Annotated in this window: 22 protein-coding genes; 5 read left to right on the plus strand and 17 right to left on the minus strand. The window is 33.5% G+C overall.

Annotated features, from left to right (window positions below; genetic code table 11):
- Window positions 1–109: 109 nt before the first annotated feature.
- The 3 genes from BLT46_RS02925 to BLT46_RS02935 are packed head-to-tail and all read right to left on the minus strand — an operon-like array spanning window position 110 to window position 1,882.
- Window positions 110–601: a hypothetical protein gene (locus tag BLT46_RS02925; protein ID WP_090405940.1), complete on the minus strand. Its 492-nt coding sequence runs from the start codon at window positions 599–601 to the stop codon at window positions 110–112.
- Between the two features lie 16 nt (window positions 602–617).
- Window positions 618–1,151 carry a lipocalin family protein gene (locus BLT46_RS02930; protein ID WP_090405943.1) on the minus strand — a complete coding sequence of 178 codons (534 nt, stop codon included), beginning with the start codon at window positions 1,149–1,151 and terminating at the stop codon, window positions 618–620.
- 44 nt (window positions 1,152–1,195) lie between these two features.
- Window positions 1,196–1,882 (minus strand): hypothetical protein, encoded by a 687-nt coding sequence (locus BLT46_RS02935; protein ID WP_090405946.1) that lies wholly within the window; start codon window positions 1,880–1,882, stop codon window positions 1,196–1,198.
- 345 nt (window positions 1,883–2,227) lie between these two features.
- Here BLT46_RS02935 and rlmF point away from each other — a divergent pair, with 345 nt between their 5' ends.
- Entirely contained in the window at window positions 2,228–3,136 is a 909-nt protein-coding gene (rlmF, locus tag BLT46_RS02940; protein ID WP_090405949.1) for a 23S rRNA (adenine(1618)-N(6))-methyltransferase RlmF, read from the plus strand.
- Window positions 3,137–3,212: 76 nt separating this feature from the next.
- On the opposite strand, the gene BLT46_RS02945 is transcribed toward rlmF, so the two are convergent.
- The 6 genes from BLT46_RS02945 to BLT46_RS02975 all read right to left on the minus strand — a co-directional run bounded on the left by BLT46_RS02945 (window position 3,213) and on the right by BLT46_RS02975 (window position 9,828).
- Complete coding sequence (locus tag BLT46_RS02945; protein ID WP_090405952.1) at window positions 3,213–4,223, minus strand: glycosyltransferase family 2 protein; 1,011 nt, start codon at window positions 4,221–4,223, stop codon at window positions 3,213–3,215.
- Window positions 4,224–4,392: 169 nt separating this feature from the next.
- A complete protein-coding gene (locus BLT46_RS02950) occupies window positions 4,393–5,868 on the minus strand; it encodes an anion permease (RefSeq protein ID WP_090405956.1) in 1,476 nt (491 codons plus the stop codon).
- A 948-nt stretch (window positions 5,869–6,816) separates the two neighbouring features.
- Complete coding sequence (locus BLT46_RS02960; protein WP_090405961.1) at window positions 6,817–7,356, minus strand: GRAM domain-containing protein; 540 nt, start codon at window positions 7,354–7,356, stop codon at window positions 6,817–6,819.
- Window positions 7,357–7,553: 197 nt separating this feature from the next.
- Window positions 7,554–8,111 carry a YiiX/YebB-like N1pC/P60 family cysteine hydrolase gene (locus BLT46_RS02965; RefSeq protein ID WP_176770712.1) on the minus strand — a complete coding sequence of 186 codons (558 nt, stop codon included), beginning with the start codon at window positions 8,109–8,111 and terminating at the stop codon, window positions 7,554–7,556.
- Window positions 8,112–8,131: 20 nt separating this feature from the next.
- The gene (locus BLT46_RS02970; RefSeq protein WP_090405967.1) at window positions 8,132–8,470 is read right to left on the minus strand and encodes a DUF4878 domain-containing protein; all 339 of its coding nucleotides are present in this window, start codon (window positions 8,468–8,470) and stop codon (window positions 8,132–8,134) included.
- An 806-nt stretch (window positions 8,471–9,276) separates the two neighbouring features.
- Complete coding sequence (locus BLT46_RS02975; RefSeq protein WP_090405969.1) at window positions 9,277–9,828, minus strand: hypothetical protein; 552 nt, start codon at window positions 9,826–9,828, stop codon at window positions 9,277–9,279.
- Between the two features lie 290 nt (window positions 9,829–10,118).
- Between BLT46_RS02975 and BLT46_RS02980 the strand changes: the two genes are divergently transcribed.
- A complete protein-coding gene (locus BLT46_RS02980; protein WP_090405972.1) occupies window positions 10,119–10,361 on the plus strand; it encodes a hypothetical protein in 243 nt (80 codons plus the stop codon).
- A gap of 174 nt (window positions 10,362–10,535) precedes the next feature.
- Here BLT46_RS02980 and BLT46_RS02985 read toward each other — a convergent pair whose 3' ends face one another.
- A complete protein-coding gene (locus BLT46_RS02985) occupies window positions 10,536–11,630 on the minus strand; it encodes a porin (RefSeq protein WP_090405975.1) in 1,095 nt (364 codons plus the stop codon).
- Between the two features lie 836 nt (window positions 11,631–12,466).
- Between BLT46_RS02985 and BLT46_RS02990 the strand changes: the two genes are divergently transcribed.
- Window positions 12,467–12,877, plus strand: a complete 411-nt coding sequence (locus BLT46_RS02990) for a hypothetical protein (RefSeq protein ID WP_090405978.1) — start codon at window positions 12,467–12,469, stop codon at window positions 12,875–12,877.
- A 622-nt stretch (window positions 12,878–13,499) separates the two neighbouring features.
- Here the strand turns inward: BLT46_RS02990 and BLT46_RS02995 are convergent.
- The 7 genes from BLT46_RS02995 to pyrR form a co-directional block, all read right to left on the minus strand.
- Window positions 13,500–14,060, minus strand: coding sequence for a Smr/MutS family protein (locus BLT46_RS02995; protein ID WP_090405981.1), 561 nt, complete (start codon window positions 14,058–14,060; stop codon window positions 13,500–13,502).
- Complete coding sequence (locus tag BLT46_RS03000) at window positions 14,050–14,307, minus strand: hypothetical protein (protein WP_090405984.1); 258 nt, start codon at window positions 14,305–14,307, stop codon at window positions 14,050–14,052. The genes BLT46_RS02995 and BLT46_RS03000 overlap by 11 nt, the downstream gene beginning before the upstream one ends.
- 7 nt (window positions 14,308–14,314) lie before the next feature.
- The gene (gene pdxH, locus BLT46_RS03005; protein ID WP_090405988.1) at window positions 14,315–14,962 is read right to left on the minus strand and encodes a pyridoxamine 5'-phosphate oxidase; all 648 of its coding nucleotides are present in this window, start codon (window positions 14,960–14,962) and stop codon (window positions 14,315–14,317) included.
- Between the two features lie 11 nt (window positions 14,963–14,973).
- Window positions 14,974–15,882 (minus strand): ribonuclease Z, encoded by a 909-nt coding sequence (locus BLT46_RS03010; protein ID WP_090405991.1) that lies wholly within the window; start codon window positions 15,880–15,882, stop codon window positions 14,974–14,976.
- A 99-nt stretch (window positions 15,883–15,981) separates the two neighbouring features.
- Window positions 15,982–16,323, minus strand: coding sequence for a ribonuclease Z (locus BLT46_RS03015; RefSeq protein WP_090405994.1), 342 nt, complete (start codon window positions 16,321–16,323; stop codon window positions 15,982–15,984).
- A gap of 48 nt (window positions 16,324–16,371) precedes the next feature.
- Window positions 16,372–17,298, minus strand: a complete 927-nt coding sequence (locus BLT46_RS03020) for an aspartate carbamoyltransferase catalytic subunit (RefSeq protein WP_090405997.1) — start codon at window positions 17,296–17,298, stop codon at window positions 16,372–16,374.
- Window positions 17,299–17,324: 26 nt separating this feature from the next.
- The gene (gene pyrR / locus BLT46_RS03025) at window positions 17,325–17,873 is read right to left on the minus strand and encodes a bifunctional pyr operon transcriptional regulator/uracil phosphoribosyltransferase PyrR (protein ID WP_090406000.1); all 549 of its coding nucleotides are present in this window, start codon (window positions 17,871–17,873) and stop codon (window positions 17,325–17,327) included.
- A gap of 193 nt (window positions 17,874–18,066) precedes the next feature.
- Between pyrR and BLT46_RS03030 the strand changes: the two genes are divergently transcribed.
- Together BLT46_RS03030 and BLT46_RS03035 are read left to right on the plus strand one after the other, a co-directional pair.
- On the plus strand, window positions 18,067–18,873 hold the full coding sequence (locus BLT46_RS03030) for a hypothetical protein (RefSeq protein ID WP_090406003.1): 807 nt from the start codon (window positions 18,067–18,069) through the stop codon (window positions 18,871–18,873).
- 125 nt (window positions 18,874–18,998) lie between these two features.
- Window positions 18,999–19,541 (plus strand): NADPH-dependent FMN reductase, encoded by a 543-nt coding sequence (locus BLT46_RS03035; RefSeq protein ID WP_090406005.1) that lies wholly within the window; start codon window positions 18,999–19,001, stop codon window positions 19,539–19,541.
- Window positions 19,542–19,949: the final 408 nt, after the last annotated feature.

The following is a 19,949-nucleotide window of genomic DNA, read 5'->3' on the forward strand; positions in this document are numbered from 1 at the left end:
TCGCATTAATTTAAATGGAATGAGCCCGGTAGAATACCGAGCTCATTATATTAAAAAGATTGCATAACTTCGTCCAACTTTTTGGGGTCAGTCCATTCTCTCTTTTGTTTTAATCTGTATCGTCTATTCCTCCTACATCGGTGATTTCTCCGTTTGTAAATCTAAACTCTAAGCCGTGTTCATTATCTAAAGCATACCTGATAGGCAATATTATAATACCTCCTGCTAATAAACGGATATACAGCAATTCTCTGATATGTGGATTGTGTTTTTCTATCGCATCTATTCCTAAAGGGGGTTCTCCTGACTCTGCTTCGTCTTCATAATAATGTGCATAATAAGCACGATAATATTCGTATGCTCTCTCTTGTATCGCTTTTAAATACAAATCTATGTTTTCAACAAACAACTGATATGTTTGCGCCATTTCGGTCAATTCTACCTCTGTTGGAGGCACTTCTACTTCTTCTCCTTCCTCATCATACGCTGGTCCCAAAAAGATTGTTACTTCTTCTGAAAAGAAAGAGTGTGAAAACAAAACGGAAGTTGAATATCCTGCCCAATCTTGTTCTATTGTCTTAAAATAAACGTGTTCTACCATCGTCAAATTATGTTTCTTATTTGTTGTGTTCAATCCACAATAATCTACTTGTATCGTAGCCAGTACGCTCAGCTATTTTCAGGTATTCTTCTTTGATTGTATCAGGAATCGTTTTTGCGCGTGATAAAATCCACAAATAATCTAAATCTTTCCCCCCTATCAATGCAAACTGATAATTTTCATCCAACGCTAAAATGTTGTAACCTGAGTAAAAAGGACCAAAAAAAGACACTTTTAATTGTCCGATATTTTCTTCTCCAACAAACTTTGCCTTTCCTTCTGCTACTTTCCACTCTTCTGTAAAAGGATTATATCCCTTATTTACAACGCGTATTGTCCCATCTTCATTTAAACTATAATTCGCCGTTGTATTATTCAAGTCTTTTTCAAACTTAAAGTCAAAACGAGCTATTTCATACCAACTTCCCAAATAACGCTTAACTTCAAAGTTTTCAATTGGTTGAGCTTGTTCTGCTTTTTGTTGGCACGAACTAAACAACAATATAACTGCACTAAAAACTAATAATAAACTTAAATGTATTTTTTTCATAATGTCTACTTATTAAATGAACTAATCTCTTCGTATGTAACGGATTATCCGTAGTGATTTACAAGTAACACGTTTTTATTCTGTTTGTCGTAATACAAACAATTGTCGTTACCATCTGTAAAAAACTCACTACCTATTGTGTAACCAATGGCTTCAAACTGACCACTTGCCGTAGCAGCACAATGCGTGTCAAGACCTTCTAAATCAGTGTACACATAATCGCTTTCATCGGCCTTACCCCAACCGTCAATAACTTGTCTAAAACGACCAAACTTCCCACTGCGTTGATAGTCTGCTTTATTGATTGAATACTCGTAAAACGTTTGCAGGTAATACTCTACATCAAAGTCCCCAAGGTTTAAATCACACAACTTCGACAGTATTTCATCTATATACTCTCCTATTTTCTTCTTGCTGTTTAAATACGCAATGCCATTAGCTGTAAAATCGGCTGCTATAATCGGATATACTTGCTTTGCTACTTCATATCCCTTATAAACAGAGGTTTCTCCTGCAAATACATACTTGCCATCTTGTATGGAAAATCGGGTAAACTGCCTGTTATTTTCTTGTGAATTTACCTCCTCATCAATCCACATTCCGTTGTGAGATACAAAGTGTAGCTGCTCATTTAACGCAGTGGTGATTGTGCACAAAGGATAAAAGACTCCCTCTAATTCACTCGTAGCAAATACTTCTGAATAAGTGGGATATAGCGTTATTTCAAACATTGTTCTTCCTTTTGATTAATTGCAAATATATAATCTTAGCCTAAAAAGAGTCTATCATCGTTTGTTTTTATTTTAAAAACGAAATCTGTAATGTGTAATGTGTAAAACAAATGTCGATGTACGTGATGCGTGAAACATAATACGTAAAACGTGATGCGTGAAACGCTATTAGGAAAATACCTAACGCATAATTACAACCCTATCTATCAGTGGAGATACGAAGTATCGCGTCTAACATTTACACAGACACAAACGATAACGAACAAAAAACAACTGCTCTATCTTTGCAGAATTACTATAGAAAAACCACAGAAATAGTCTAATTTTGCAGCAAATAGTAAAATAATGAGAGACGCAAAGGCAACTAAAAAGAAATTACACGAACGAAATAAACACCAAGAGCTTTACAACTTTGACAAGCTAAAAAGCTATGTTCCTGAATTAGAGGCTTTCGTTATTAAAAACCCATCAGGGGTTGATACTATTGATTTTGCTAATCCGGAGGCAGTACGCTTGTTAAACAAGGCTATTTTAATGAAGGATTACAAGATAAAGTTTTGGGATATGCCTAAAACAAACCTATGTCCTCCTATTCCTGGTCGCGCTGACTATATTCACTACATCGCTGATTTGTTGGCAGAAGGGAATAATATGCAGATTCCGACCGGAAAAGCAGTGAAAATTTTAGACTTAGGTATTGGTGCTAATGCTATTTATCCAATTATTGGAGTGGCTGAATATGGTTGGCAATTCGTAGCTTCGGAATCTGAAAAACAGTCGATTGATACTGCTTTGCATATTATAGACAACAATCCGCATTTGAAAAAAAGCGTAAATATTCGCTTCCAACCGAGCAAACGCAACATCTTGAAAAACATTATTCAAGAGAAAGAGTACTTTGATGTGGTAATTTGTAATCCTCCGTTCTTTAAATCGCGCGAAGAGGTTATGGCTAAAACTACTCAAAAACTAAAAAATATTGGTAAAGAAGTTATCGGGCGACCTGTACAGAACTTCAGTGGACAAAACAATGAATTGTGGTGTGACGGTGGTGAAAAAGCTTTTATTACAAACTATATTTACGAGAGTAAACATTTTAAACGACAGGCTATTTGGTTTACAACATTGGTGTCTAATAAAGACCACTTAAAACCATTGCAAAACCTATTGAAAAAGGCAGAAGCTAAAGAGGTTCGCGTAATTACAATGGAACAAGGAAATAAAGTTAGCCGTATCTTGGCTTGGAAATATTAAAATATAAAAGCTCATTTGAACTAACTAATGAGCTTTTTTTATATCTATAACAATCTATTTTTACATAATTAATTTCCTACTTAGACCATTGTTTTAAAGTTCCTTTAAAATACATAAGAGACATACAAAAATCAAAAGCTTCTATTTTATTCTTTTTTAATAACTTTAAAACAGAGTTTTTAACAGCTGATTTGTAGGTATAATCTTTAAATAGTTCTATTCCACGTTTAGGTAAACTATTTAACATACTGATGCGCTCTTTTTTAGAATATCCACTTTTATAAAATGTTGAAAGCATCGTTCTTAGCAAACCATTTGTGTAATCTTTAAAACAAACTAAATCCTCACTGTTTTGATTTAGCTTAGCAATATCAATACAATGAAAATAGTACTTTAAAAAAGCTATATAAACAGCTTTAATCGATGTATAACGTTGTTTTTTTCTTGACAATGAATTTGGATGATATACATAATAATATTCTTTTTTATTATTAAAAAACACCTCTTTACAATGCTCTAAATAACTTAAAATAAACACAGTATCCTCATGAAGCACTATATTCTTATCAAAGAATATAGCCTGCTCTTTTAAAATCGATGCCTTAAATAACTTTCCAAATAAAAAACCAGTTTTATGTAACTTATACTCGTCAAATAAAGTTTTAAAGTCAGTTATAGAAACAATTTGAGGAGCCATTTCTTTTGCTACATCATAATCAAAACCAACTGTATTAAATCCATGAATAATTAAATCTACATTTGTCTGTTCATAGTCTGTTATAAGACTACTTAAGTAATTTTCAGAAACATAATCATCACTATCCGCAAACACTATAAAGTCGCCTTTACAAACTTCTAATCCTCTATTTCTTGCCATTGAAACTCCTCTATTCTCTGTATTAATAACAACAATACGAGAATCCTTTAAAGCATAAGCCTCACATATTTCTTTCGTCTTATCTATAGAACCATCATTAATAATTATTAATTCAAAATCAATAAAAGTTTGATTCAATAAAGTATCAATACATTTCTCTATTGTTTTTTCTACATTATAAGCAGGTATAATTACGGATATTATCGACATTACTTTTCTTTTCTGATGATTATACTAAGATTTTCACTTAGTATCTCTTTTGGATTATTTTATTGCAAACATATTTATTATTTTCTTATTTAGTAGCATACATTTTCAGTAAAATATAGTCTTAAAAAAAAAGCTGTGAGAATATCACAGCTTTTATTGTCTATATATCTTACCAGAATCCTAAGAATTTCCACCAAGCTCCACCGATAATAATCCAGATAAGCAGGTTGACAACACTCATAACAAATCCTGTTTTCCACCACTCACCCAGTGTAGTATATCCTGATCCAAAGATAATTGGAGCAGTACCTGTTCCGTAGTGAGTTAATGACATCATTAAAGATGATGAGAAACCTAATGCTAAAGCTAACAACATTGGAGGTGCTCCTAATGCGATACCTGCTGCGAAAAACGCCCCAAACATCGCTGTAATGTGTGCTGTTGTACTTGCAAAGAAGTAGTGTGAGTACACATAAACTAATAACAAGATAATCACACCTACAATCCAGCTTACTCCTAAGTGGTCAATACCTGTTCCAACTGTAGTTGCTAACCAAGATACCAAACCTAATTTACCTAAGAAACTCGCCATCATTACTAAAGCAGCAAACCATACTACTGTATCCCAAGCTCCTTTGTTTTTCAAGATATCATCCCAACTTAACACTCCTGTTATGATTAAAATAGCTAATCCCACAAAAGCTGCTGTAGTTGGTTGTATCACAAAGGCACTACCAAATATCATCGCTGGTACACCTGCCCACATAATTAACAACAAGATAAATACACTTAATGTAATTTTCTCAGCCAATGAAAAAGGTCCTAAATCTTTAATCTGCGCTTTTGCAAACTCTGGTGCGTCTGGTGTCTTTTTAATTTCTGGTGGGTAAAGGAAAAAGATAACCAACGGCATCACGATTAATGATACAATTGCGGGTACAAACGCTGCAGCTGCCCAAGTCATCCATGAAATGTGTTGATTTGGGGATGTCCCATCATAAATCAAGCTTACAATTAACGGGTTTGGTGCTGTTGCTGTAATAAACATCGCTGATGTAATTGGGTTAGTGTTGTAGTTTACTAACGCTAAATACCTACCGATTTTCTCTGTAGAACCACGCTCTGGTTTAGAACCAAAACTTGAAGCAATTGAACGCATAATAGGGTGAATAATTCCTCCTCCACGCGCTGTGTTACTTGGTGTTACAGGAGCTAAGATAGTCTCTGCAAAAGCCATTGAATAGGCAATACCTAATGTCTTTTTACCAAATAATGATATTAAAAAATAACCAATACGTGCTCCTAATCCTGTTTTACTCAAACTGATGGAAATCATAATTGATATACCAATTAACCAAATAAGGTCGTTTGAGAAACCACTCAACGCATCTGCTAATGCTGCTTTTGAGTTGCCAGGATTAGTAACTCCTGTTATGGCTACTAATGCAATAGCTACAATGGAAACCCCTCCAATAGGTAGGGCTTTTCCAATAATCGCTGCAATTGTTCCTACAAATAATGCCAACAAATGCCAAGCATTTGGACTTACTCCTTCAGGAACTGGAACTAAAAACCAAATAATTAATGTTAACGCGACAGCGACTAACGCTGGTACTGGTTTAATGGGGTCTAATTTACTTGCCATCTTACTCTCAATTTTTGTCTTAAATACAATCTTTTAAATAGAAAGAAACTGTTGTCTATTTTAAACAACAAGAATCTAATTAACCAAAACATTGCATTAAACAACAATCGCATTTCAGAGGAAATGGAAACACCTTGTACGTACTCTTTTGCTAACAAAGGTTGTACTAAAGGCAATAGGGACTTTATGAAGTCTTAATCACAAATAGGCTTTGGCAATAGGTTCTTACTTCTATCTTTTTACCTTTTTTCATTATATAGCAACAAACAAGCCAAACATATTTATCCTTAACAGATTTTTATATTTTTTTATTCGTTTGCTTAAAATAATTGAATTACAACTCAAAAAAACGCTGATATCAAGCCTTTTTTGACCGTAATTACTCAAATGAGTTTGATGTAAAAAAACAGAAATAATTCTATGCAAAAACATTAAAGATTATAATTTTCAACACACTGAAAAACAAACATTTAAAACCAAACCCATCCTTAATTATTTCATTATTAAAATTACAAAAAAACAATGAAACCAAGGGTACAATATGCGAAAAATATTATGTCTTATATAATAAAATAAACTATATTGAAAATTATAAGAAAAACACTCCTTTTTAACTACCTTGCTACTAAAGGCTTATAAATAGAATAGAAGTTAAAGGTATTATTTAGAATTGTTGTTTTTTTACATTTATTACCTTTTTTTATACTAAAACAACTCTATTTTGTGGTTTTTTAAGCTCATTATGACGTAGAATGGCACAAAAAAGACTATTCAAAAAAGATATTTATGCGTAAACGCAAGCCTACACCCTCTTATTTCTCTCAAATAGCATCTAATACACTTCCTTTATTTGTACTCACAAAGGTATATAAACACAAAACCCTTGTAAAATTACAAGGGTTTTGCGTTTATAAAACGTATGTTCAGGAGTACATCTCTCCTAAGAAATTATATTTTCGTTAAAGTCAAACTCTCGTTCAACACTTTAAACCATTCGTCACGATCGTTTACTACAAACTTAAACTCATGACCATTTATTGTACGTACCAATAAACTATTATTTATAATAAACATCGTCTTTCGTTTTTCTATACTTTCAATTCTATCTAAAGTCAGTTTAGTAGTTCCTGTTTTTAGATTTTCTTGAAATAATTTAAAAACAAGCTGTTTATTGGTCAAAAACAACTTCCCCTCTAAATTACGAAACAAGTTAGCAACTCCATAGGCTATTAGCTCTTCACCTTCTTCTAAATCAAGTTCTATTTCTTTGTCAACCTTTTTAGAAAACTTGTTCATTGTAAAATCAAATAATAGAAACCAAAAAATACCAAAAGAAACAGATTGTATGGCATAAGACCTAAACGTACCTAATTCGTCAAAAATTAAATCTATAACCACTAATGCTATAGCATAAGCCACTATAGTCATAACAATAGAAATAGTCTTTGCTAGGAGACTTACCTCAATCTTATCTTTTCCGATCTTCATCTTGTTGTGCTTTAGATTTCTTTAACAAATATAAAGAAATACAACTATTTAATTTATAATAAAATAGCAAAAAAGAGAAGGGATATTCGACATTTCGAACACCCCTTCTCAAACTTAAAAAACTCAACGTTTTCGGTGGTTTAAGATATAACCACCGTGATATTTTATACTACAATCAGTAATCCTTGTTTTATAATTTACTCTATTTTTTGGAAAATTGACGCATTGTAAATGTCGTCTAATCCATAAAAAAGCACTTCTTTGTATTGTAAAGTTGGTCGAATCACTGTCGAATCCAGCGCTTTATTAATACTCATAGCAACTAATTCTGAACAATACAACTTATCGTCATTCGCACTGTCAAACTCTAAATCAAATGCTACTTTAGCTTTGTAATACGCTGTAGCTTGACTTACCACTGCTTGTTGTTGTGAAGCGGATAGCATATTCGCATAAAAAGCATATGCATCTATATCCTTTAAAAATGCTGTAATTGATTCTCTTAGTACTTCCCCTTGACCAGTGAGTTCGCTTGCTTCAATGTGAATAACAAATAAACTATCACCTACTTTATCAATCAACCCAATGTGAGAATACTTCTTCTCGTGTGAACCGAGTTTCCTAAAAAAACTGGAAAAATACCCATTGCCTTGACGAACAACAATATCTCCTTTATTCAACGTTGCTGGTAGTCGTAAACTATCATCTACTTTCTTAGAAGAAGTACATCCTATGGAAAGCACAATAAAAAGCAAATAAAGCCCTTTTAAGCAATTTATTTCTTGCTGTCTATATGTACCAACCATTTACCATCAATCTTCACTACTTGCATCTCCTCTTCTTTCCCTTCTTGGTTTTTAAATTTTACCCACGCTTTGTTATCAACGATAGAATCTTTTATAAACTCAAATTTATAATTAGGCTCAATAGGCGTACCTCCTACTGAAGCTGCAAAGTCAACTAATTTCCCTGTTGATTCTGTAGCGTATTTCTTAGCTTCATCCACTTTCCCTTTAGCCATATTCTCAGTAAAGTTCTGCACTGTATTTTTGGGACCATTTGAACACGACACAAATAAAAGTGCTGCTCCTGCAATTGCAATTATTTTTTTCATTTTAGCATTTTTTAAAATCTCTTTAAAGATATAATTTTTTGTTAAAACAATAAAACAGAAAAAGCCATCTTTTCAGATAGCTCTTTCTTAACACTTACTTTAATCTACTTCCTTTTCAATACTATTATAATTCAATTACACACATATTGAAAATGAAAACAAAAACAATAATTAAATATTTTCTTGTTCCTTACTAAGGCGAATTTAACACACATAATGCGAACCTCTTTACGGAAAACCTCATCCTACTAACTTTCTATCTAAATTTATTTTAAAAAAACTGTTAGCATTCACATTAAATACTAATCATCAAACACTTACATTTATTTTCCAAAAAAAAACTTCTTAAAAATATTTTTTTTAAAAGTGAAAAATATTAAGAGTACACTCCTGAGGTCATACCTATTCTACTATAAAACTTGCATTGATTTGCTTTAACGCTGGTGGAATATAGCCAAGAAACATAGCTATTATTGAAAGTTTAAAGAGTATGTGAAAATTTACTCCAAAAAAAAATCCCCGATTAGAATTGGAAGCCTAATCAGGGAAAAAATCAGCAGTTATAACAGTAGCTGCTAACGGTTGCAATATTACGCATAAATCCCGTCTGCACAAGCGTTTCTAACAAGTATTTTTAAATTATTTTTTAATGTTTTAACTATCAACTATATAAGAATAAAAAAAAAGTAATATTAAGCACGACTTTCTTACTTTTCAGCAATAAATACAATGTTTTAGTAGGGTTAACGTGTCTGAAAAAAGCGCATTTTATCTATTGACTACTATAAAAGTATCTAAACACACGCTTATTTTTGTCCCCCAATAGCATATTTTACACGCTCGCCAAAGCCAGGAGTAGCATAACCGACTACTTTTTCCTCTATGACAGCCCCTTCTTTTTCGTAGATAATACTTACAGAGCAGTCATTATTTACATCCACCCAAATCGTCTTACTTTGTCCTTTTGCTAAAGAAGGTATTGTAAAGTCTTCACATCCTGTCATTTTTATATTAGTTAAAGGAACTCCAGTTTTGTTTGTAAACGTAATACGTAAATTGCTTTTAATCACAAATCCTACAAACATAAATGACAATAAAAATGGTATGTTTATCAACATAACCATACAAGTATTATACAGTTTCTTACGGTCTCCTCTACTCTTAATTATCTTAAAAACTAACCTTCCTAAATAAATAACATTCACTAAAATCAGTGCCCCAATAATGCCATAGAGGAAGTCTAAAAATTCCGCAAGCCATTGCGGACTAATATATATTAATACTAATGTTACTAATGAAGTAACAAATAATAGCATAGCTAATTTACGCCCTATTCTACTGTCTTTTTTAGTTTTCATAATCTTGTTTTTGGTAAGTTTAAGGTACTAATTAATTTATAATACTTATCTACATTTTATCACATTTAACCTTTTTTATTTCTAAAAAATCTAAATATTGTAAATTCTTATTGCAGAAATAAATCAATAGTTATTCCTTTATTTATACTATTAGTGCTCTTTTGTTTTTTTAAATTAACATTTGATATATTAAAACTTTCAAAAACTACAGCCTACTCGTATATTTTATCTGTATCTTTAACTTTGTAAGTTTGTATGATACAAAGCTTTAACCACTTAAAAAAACCACTATGAGAATAAAACCTATAAGAACTGAAGAAGATTATCACATTGCACTGATTAGAACTAAACTCCTACAAGGCGCTGAAGTTAATAGCCCTGAAGCAGACGAGTTAGAGGTTCTGAATATACTAATAGAACATTATGAACGTGACAACGCTCCAATGGGTATGCCAGATCCTATTGAAAGTATAAAAATATATAACGAGTTTTTCAACGAAAATACTGACTACAAAAACAAGGATACGGAGTAATTAACTAACCTTCTGTTAGCCCATCGCTATAAACCTTGTGAGCATTAAACAATAGGCATAAAAAAACACTGACGAAAAATACGTCAGTGTTTTTTTTTATCATAGATTATCTTATTTTTTGCTTTACGTACAAAGACCTATACCCCCTTTTAATTGATTGTCCTTCGTTTTTAATTAAAACAAAGGAATCATCCATCGTACACCAAGTGCTATTTGATGCTCATTTTTATCTGCTGGCTTTATATCGTATTTCTTGTAATCGTAATTATAGAAGTTATAAGCAGCATATAAGCGTAAGGCTTGAAATGGTGCTTTTTCAAACGGATAGTATTCTACTGCTGCTGATACTCCTGACAATGCATAGGACACGTTATTGTCTAAATCACTTCTGTAGTTATACATCGCTTTAACAATTGGGGTTAGCTTCTTTGTTTTATACTTAAACGTGGCACTGGTTACGTTATCTCGTACGTAGGCTAAACCTGTATCTGGATTATGACTATTTAATTGTACGTCGTTCAAGTTGTAACTTCCATACACCCAATCCATCTCTACCATCAACTTGTCAAACGTCAATCGGTTTCCAATTGTAATCCAACTGTAGTATTTCTTGGCATCGTGTTGCATCAACCCATAGCCATAACGGGTTTTCAAGTGCTTGTTAAACAACTCTCCTTCCCATAAAAACAATCCTCCGTAAGCTTTGTTTTTATACTCCTCTGCAACGAATTGCTCTCCTTGTGAGACCACTTGCAATTTATAAGATTGCCCTGCACGTTTATAAGTTACACTCGCTCCGGGACTAAACAACTGAGATGAGGCGATGATATTGGTAAACATATACAGCTCAGCACTGTTGTATGATAGCTCGGTTGACCCCCAAGCGATGAATTGTTTACCCGCACTTACGGTCCAATTGTCGTTGATATTATACTCCAAAAAGGCAAACTCCAAAGCCTTTGATGCAACACTCTCATTTAAACGGTAACGCAATGAATAGGTCAACTTATCGTCGTAAGTTCCCTTTACGTAAACACGCGATTGCACAGTTCGAAACTTGCTGTCTGAGGTGTTTTGACTGGTGAATTTAGTGTAGTTCTCAAATTTACTGTCTAAAAACACGTCTATTTTATTTTTTCCTTTACCACCAGAAACTGTTGTAGTGGGGGTTATAGACCCGAATAGCTTTTCTTCTTCTTTCTCAGTTTCTTGTGCGAAAACAGATAGGGAATTAAATATGAAAAAGCAAAATAAATACTTAATTCTCATAAATAGGTTAGTTTTAAAAAGTTTAATATACGAAATACCTTGATAGTATTAACATATTTTTATGTTTCTAAAGTACAGTTTTCACAAATTATAAAGCGCACAAAAGCAAGAGCACTGCAAATACAATGCTTTCGTATGATTACTAAAATTCGTACTACTGTAAAATTAAAGAGGGTAACAATACGAGATTCGTATCTACCTCTTGTGTAGAAGCTTGTTGTATGGGCTTACTACAGGAACCGTGCGCTTGGGTAGAACGCTTACAGATTCCCAGGGGGTTTAGCTAATTGCGCCATTGTAAAGTTGGGTAAAATAACAGACTCTATGCATCGCATAGTGGGTATAGCCTGCGTAATCTATGTGGCGCAAAGCTACAAATTAAATAGTTTTCTCACAATAGAATTGACATTTTGTAACAAAACACCTTTGCTAAGCATACATAAATTGCTCCTAACAAAACAACCTTACCTTTTACAACCCCCACGTCCAAAAAATAAACAACGTTTATTAGAGCGCATTTATCTCGCTTTTTCTAAAATTATAGTCGCTACTTCATTTAATCCTCCTCTTTAAGGCTATCGTTCTTACTTGTCGTTCTACAACGCAATGCTCTCAATACACAGGCGTAGATTACCTAAATCAAGCGAAGTTCAACATTAATCGCAATACACCGCTTCTTATGTTTAAATAGCCAACTCCTCTAATAAATAACATAAACATTATCAATCCGTATGAAGTGACACAGCGCAATAGCAACACATCTACTTTGAAAGAATATGCCCTTGATTTTTTCGCTTGTGGAAAATATTCAATATTTTTAAACGAAAATAGACAATATGCAACGAATAGTATATATCACACTTTTTGCCTTGTTTACTTCTCTCTCTTTTGGTCAAACAACAGAGGAAGAAGATGGAGTATCTACTGCTTATGAAATCATTTATGTCAACCAAGTGAAATTAGACAAGAAGGTCTTTTTACAAAATGCTAATCTGTACTATTACGAAGAAGAACACGCCTTTTTATTGGAGGGATTAACAGATAAGCAGACTGTTGGTAAGTGTTTATTTGAGTACTCACACACTGAAAACGGAAAAGACTACTATGAGTTTTACGACAATGATTATGAGTATATCGACGATGTAGAAAATGGTGTACTTCTATTCAGAAGTCTCCCTAAAAAAATCAAGAACAGTGAAAATACAATGTATAGAGAGATACGATTAGAAGCAGACAAGACTAAGTAAGACTTTTATATCGCTTCATAAACAATGCTTTTTTACACCCAATTTCTAAAATAATACCGAAAAGGTATGTTTTATAAATATTTATGTGTATCTTTAAAATGTTGTGTATTAGTATGAATTTTAATGAGGAATCACTTTTTATATTTCGATATATTAAGTGATTTTTTTTATGTTTATACTTTTGTATTTATGCCTGAATGATTAACAATACAGCACATCAACTACTCAGACTATTTATTTTAGGTCTTATCACTAAAATACTCTTCTTCTTTCAACATACTTATTGCATTGCAAACAAGAATACCTGCTCACAAAGTAAGTTGTACTAAATCCGAAAACATACAAATCCTATTGCCATTTCCCTATTTTCATTATAGCGAATAGAAAGCATACCAGTTGGATAGAGTACTGTTCACTTGCTACTTGGCAGATAGCAATAAATGCTGCCAGACTTTATAATTATTGTACACAGCACACTTCTTCTGTTTCCAAATTAAACAACTGCCGATTACAACATCTATCAATCTTTACTTCAACTTAATACAAACAAAAAAGCCTTAAAAAGGTTTACACACTTTCTAAGGCTTTTATTTGGTTGTACAACAAGTTGCACTTATTTCTTTTATCTATTTACGTTCTGTTTGAAGTAAATCTGCGTTGCTCCTAAACCATACTTTTGGTAATTTGCATCTTCAGCAACTACTTCTGGATAGCGACTAAACAAAAACTCTAACTCCGTTTTCAAAACTCCCTCACCTACACCGTGAATAAACACAATACGAGGTATCCGATTGCGAATTGCAAACTCTACTTGCCCCCTTGCGGTTTCTAATTGCAGTGTGAGCATATCGTACTTCTCCATACGTTTATGGTCTTTTGTCAATTTCTCAATATGCAAATCAACTTCCATAATAAACTCATCTTTACGAGAGCGCTTTTCCTTTGTAAACGAGCGTTTGATTGGATCAACCTTATCTTGTAAAGCAGCGTTAATAGAACTACGCGTACTTGCCGAGCGCATATCTACTTCATCTTCTTTCGCTATTTTCAACAACTCATTCGCTTGATAATTCAAGATAAAGCCGTCTTTTGTTTCAATCGTTATATCATTACCAGACACTTTAGTAACCACTCCCTCTTCATCTTCGTCAAGTACCTGTACAAAATCTCCTTTATTTAGCATCTTCTTTCTTGTCTAATGTTTCTGATTCATCTATTTCTTCTCCATTTAGATCTCTTTCTTCAAACGGATGTTGTCTATTGTGTGTGTTACTTGGTGTTTTTTGCATCAAGCGCATCATTGAATAGAAAAACAATCCCACTCCAATTACCTGTACCCATACTTTTGGATGCTCTTCGTATTGTTCCACCAAAGCCCATCCCATAAAGAATAAGGTAACGATAGATAATAATATTTTTACTTTTTTCATATCTTTTTTATGGAGCTAAACGTTCTATTTTCCAGTCTAATTGGTCTTCTGTTAATGTATATCGAATACGGTCGTGTAGTCGATTTGGACGTCCTTGCCAGAACTCCATTGATACAGGACTTATCACAAAACCTCCCCAGTTTTCAGGGCGTTTTACTTCTTTTCCTTCTGCTTCTTTTTCTAACGTTGCTATCGCTTGTTCTAACACATCGTGCGAGGGAATAACCTCACTCTGATTAGATACAATTGCCCCTAACTGACTCCCCAAAGGGCGTGAGTAGAAATAATTATCTGACTGTACATCTGTTGCTTTCGTAGCTATCCCTTTGATAATTACCTGACGCTCCATTGATGCCCAGAAAAACGATAAACATATGTGTGGGTTCGCCAATATAGCCTTCCCTTTTTCTGAGTCGTAATTAGTATAAAACACAAAACCGTTCTCGTCATACGATTTCAACAGTACCACTCTCGACTTCGGAAAGCCATCAAGTCCTATTGTAGAAACGGTCATTGCATTCACCTCATCTACTCCTCCAAAATCCTCTACTTCGTAAAACCATTTTCTAAACTGCATCATTGGATTCTCATCCACATCACTTTCCAACAATACGTTCTTCTCATACGATTTTCTGTAATCACCTAAATCGCTCATACTTATCTCTTTTATAGGTCAAACTCCTTACCGTCATCAGCTAATAATATCTGACCAGAGTAAACAGTTTCCGCCTCTTTTTTAAACAATTTAATATCGTTATATCTCGTAGAATAATGTCCCATAACCAATGTTCCCGCATTGGCTAATGTTGCAATTCTACCCGCCTCTTTAGCCGTACAATGCTTTGTTCGCTCTGTATAATGTTCTTCTGAATCTAAAAACGTACTCTCGTGATACAACACTTTTACGTTTTTAATAATCGGAACTACAGCCTCAGAGTACTTTGTATCTGAACAAAAAGCATAACTCTCTGTCGGATCTGGATCATACGAAATATCCTTATTTTTAATCACCTCACCACTGTCAAGTGTAATATCTCCACCGTTTTTAATCTTTTGGTAATAACAACGGTCAATTCCCAAGTCCTCAATTGCCCCAATGCGCAACTTGCGTTCTCCTGGTACACTTTCAAACAAATATCCGTTTGTATAAACACGGTGGTCTAACGGAATAGTACGTACAATAACCTTATCATCTTGAAAGATTACTTTACTTTCCTTACTTGTTTGTTCGTGAAAGTACAAATTATATCCGGTAAATGAATTAGATAATCGAAGTTGTAGTAAAATAACCTCCTTAATCCCTTTAGGACCGTAAACGTGTAAGTCCGCCTTGCGGTTTAGCAACATAAACGTAGAGATTAAACCGATTAACCCATAAAAGTGATCTCCGTGTAAATGAGAGATAAAAATGTGGTTAATACGTTGGAATTTCAGCTTCTTTTTTCTCAACTGCACTTGCGTTCCTTCACCTGCGTCAATTAAAAACATATGTCCATTCATCTCTAAAACTTGAGAAGTTGGGTTTGTAATAGTTCGGGGTGTAGCGGCATAACAGCCTAATATGGTAAGTTTCAATGTACTGCTTATTTCAAATTTCAGGTTGTAATTTACAAAAAACAGCAACAGCACACAAAAAGAAAAGGGCCTAAATTACTTTAAGCCCTTTTTATATATTTAAAATCCTAAATCTCTTTGGATTTCGTCCATTTCAATCAAATCGTGCGCCTCTTGTAAGGTTGGCACTACAATTAAGTCGCCATCAAACTCGTTAAAGTCAATGGCTGATACTACAATAACAAAAGATTTATTAGCCTCTTCCATATGGCTGATAGCTAACTCTTCAAACAACTCAATATCTTCTTCGGCTATTTTAGCCCCCAAATGTGTCAAGTCAATGATAAGGTTATGTGCTGTAAAATTACTTTCGTATTGCTGACTAAGCTTTTCTAAAAAAGCAGCTACCTCAGCTTCATTACTACTAACAACAATGGTATGTCCCTTTTCTTTTATTTTCATTGTATTCAACTTACTTTATTAATCTAACAAAAAGCTAAATTAACGAATTTATTTAATTTTTGAAGCCAAAAGGTAAATAACTGCCATACGTACAGCTACTCCGTTTTCAACTTGGTCTAAGATAACTGATTGTTGCGAATCTGCAACGTCTGAAGTAATCTCAACCCCTCTATTAATTGGACCAGGGTGCATTACTACAATTTCTTTATTTAATGAATCTAACAACGCTTTGTCTAATCCAAATTGTTGAGAATACTCTCTTGTTGTAGGGAAATAACTAAAATCTAAACGCTCGTTTTGTACACGTAACATATTTGCAACATCACACCACTCTAACGCTTTTCTCAAGTTTGACTCTACCTTAACCCCTAAACTTTCAATATGTTTCGGAATTAATGTTTTAGGCCCACATACTCTAACCTCAGCTCCTTGCATTTGCAAAGCAAAGATATTAGACAAGGCAACTCTCGAGTGAAGAATATCTCCTACAATAACCACTTTCTTTCCTGCTACATCTCCTAATTTCTCGCGAATAGAATAACTATCTAACAACGCTTGTGTTGGGTGTTCGTGTGCTCCATCACCCGCATTAATAATACTCGCCTTCACGTTTTTAGATAAGAAGTGTGCTGCTCCAGCATTGTTATGACGCATAACAACCATATCTACTTTCATTGCCAAGATATTATTAACCGTATCAATAAGTGTTTCTCCTTTCTTCACAGACGACTGTGCGGCAGAGAAACTGATAACATCAGCAGATAAACGTTTTTGGGCTAATTCAAAAGATAATTTAGTACGAGTACTGTTTTCAAAAAAGATATTAGCGATAGTAATATCTCGAAGGGAAGGAACTTTTTTAATCGGACGATTGATTACTTCTTTAAAGTGATCCGCTGTTTCGAATATTAAATCAATGTCGTTTTTGTTAATATATTTAATTCCTAAAAGGTGGTTTACGCTTAGTTCTTTCATTTTACTTTAATCAGTAGTTTAGGTAGTTAGTTTTTTTCGCTTTCTTGTAAGAATACATTATCATTCAGTCCATCTTCAGACCAATGTACGCGTACAGTTTCGTCGTCAAAAGCATCCACCTGTCTTCCTCTATAATCAGGTTGAATAGGTAAATGACGGCTAAATCTACGGTCTATCAATACAAGTAATTCAATGTCTAAAGGACGACCAAAAGACTGAATAGCCGTGAGTGCGGCACGAATACTACGCCCTGTATAAAGTACGTCATCAATAAATACCACTTTCTTGTCCTCGACTAAGAAATCTATTTGTGTTTTATTCGCTTCTAAAGGTTTTTCATTTCTTCTAAAATCGTCACGGAAAAACGTGATATCTAAGAACCCTAACGGAATATCTGCAATACCATATTCATTCTTTAAAATATTTTTAATGCGTTCTGCTAAATATTTTCCACGTGGCTGAATACCAATAAGAAGAGTGTTCGAAAAATCAAGATGTTTTTCTACCAATTGACAAGCCAAACGATGTAGAATAATGTCAATCTCTTTTGAAGTAAGTAATACTTTTGGAGTCATATAAAAAAGAGTTGTGTTTGGGGGGTAAAAATACAATTAAATATGGTTTACCACTAACTTTATTAAAAAAACTATCGTAAATAATGCTTTTTTTAATCTTCTTAATTGTTTTAAAAAACCTACTTTTGAGTAAATGCGTTAGGTAATCTATTATAAATAAATTGAATACCGTATTATTTGAAATTTATCCGCTATGAAAAAAATATTGTTATTTTTATTGTTCGTTTTTACAAGCCAACTTGGCGTGGCACAAACACAGCAAAACAACAAAAGAATATCTTTTGACGACATCTCTAAAAAACAATGGGTTGTACAAGACAAGGAAAAGGATCTACAATTAAAGTTTAACGGAAGTAAAATTATCTTGACAAGAGTTAGTGAACCTGTTATTGTGGGACAAGAGAAAACAATTGTTGCTCTTATTCCTGTTCCTAAAATAAATATAATCAACGGCAATATTCGTATTAAGACAGGTAAACCATGTATTCCTTCAAACCAGAATAATAAACCTCTTTCTCCAATTGAAAAGGATGTGTTGAAATTATTAACTAAACGCAAACTATACCTAAATGCGAGCAACGAGAGTCTGTTCTTTATTGAGAATATTGAGCACTTTCAAGAGTTTTATAGTGAACACAAATATCGAATGACGCAGTTCTTATCTAAATTTATGTGGCAACTTATTCAACTTGATGGCAATACTGACGTAAACACTACTATTACTGTTGCTTTTGACTTTGCTCAACAGCTGCTTACAGGTACGATAGATGGTGTTCCTTTTGAAAGTAGGTTGCAAATCAATGCTACAGATAGTACGTTTTACTTTGAACCTATACAGTTCACAACTAACTTCACTAAACCATATACAGCTCCACAGAAAGCGTTTATCAGTAAATTTGACAATACCTTCTTTCACTTTGACATTGCAGAACAAACAGTAAACTTTTACAAACACAACCAACTGGTTATGATGTTTGGTTTAGTAAAAAAAGAAGATTGATAACTGACTATAAACAAAGACAATAAAAAGAGAACACAGTAGTCTAATCACAATAAGCAGATAGGACAACCGTGTTCTGTCGAATAAATGTTTTAACTTAGTGCGCAAATATTCAAGATAGTTTTATGAAAGCTTTAATTTTTAATGGTTCTTTAGACGAAGAAGCATTCCGCACATCGCGACGTATTGCACAGTATTACGCTGATCAATTCACAAAGGCTAACGTAGAAGTACGACAAGTTCACTTATCAGATTTTCAAATCCCTATATTTCAAGCTAAATTAATGGATAACGTACCACAGACGGTACACAATTTCGCAGACGCTTTTAGAGAAGCTGATGTAATGATTTGGTTGACCCCACTATATCACGGGGGAATGACAGGGGTTATGAAAAATGCTATTGACTGGCTTGAAATTACAGCAAAAGATCAACCTGCTTACCTAACGAATAAAGTCGTGGGATTTACTTGTTGGTCTGCTGGAAACCAAGCGATGCAAGGTATTCAAGCGTTAGATAATATTGCTAAGGCATTGCGCGCTTGGTCATTGCCGTACTCTATCCCAATGAGTAATTCGGACTTATACGAAAACAACGACATTGCGGATGCCTACAAGAAGAAAATGAGTATGATGGCAAACTTACTAATAGAAAGCCAACAGCGATAAAAAACAAAGCCCCTATTTGTACAAATAGGGGCTTTGTTTTATCAAAAAAAGAGAAGCATCTCCTCTTCTCTTTTGTGAACAATGTAAAATTATATTGGAATTCTTTCCAATTTTAAAACAAGCATTTTTACTTTAATTAGGCACTCTTTCTTGATTTCAGCTTGTTAGCTTTTGTTTTATACAATTAAACAAACCAAAGAAAGGATCTCATTACTGTAATTAGCTCTTTAACACAGAGTTATTAAGTCTATTATAAAGAGCTATTACAAAACAGAATATAATTATTCTGGTTCTCTGATGTTGTATAATGTTCATTACAATAAAAAGGAACTACATTTCTTTTACACTGGCTATGTGCTGAAAAATAATTGTAATAATCATAACTACAAGCTAATCTTTATTTTTTAA

It is taken from the genome of Myroides phaeus (assembly GCF_900099675.1).
Classification (GTDB): domain Bacteria; phylum Bacteroidota; class Bacteroidia; order Flavobacteriales; family Flavobacteriaceae; genus Flavobacterium; species Flavobacterium phaeum.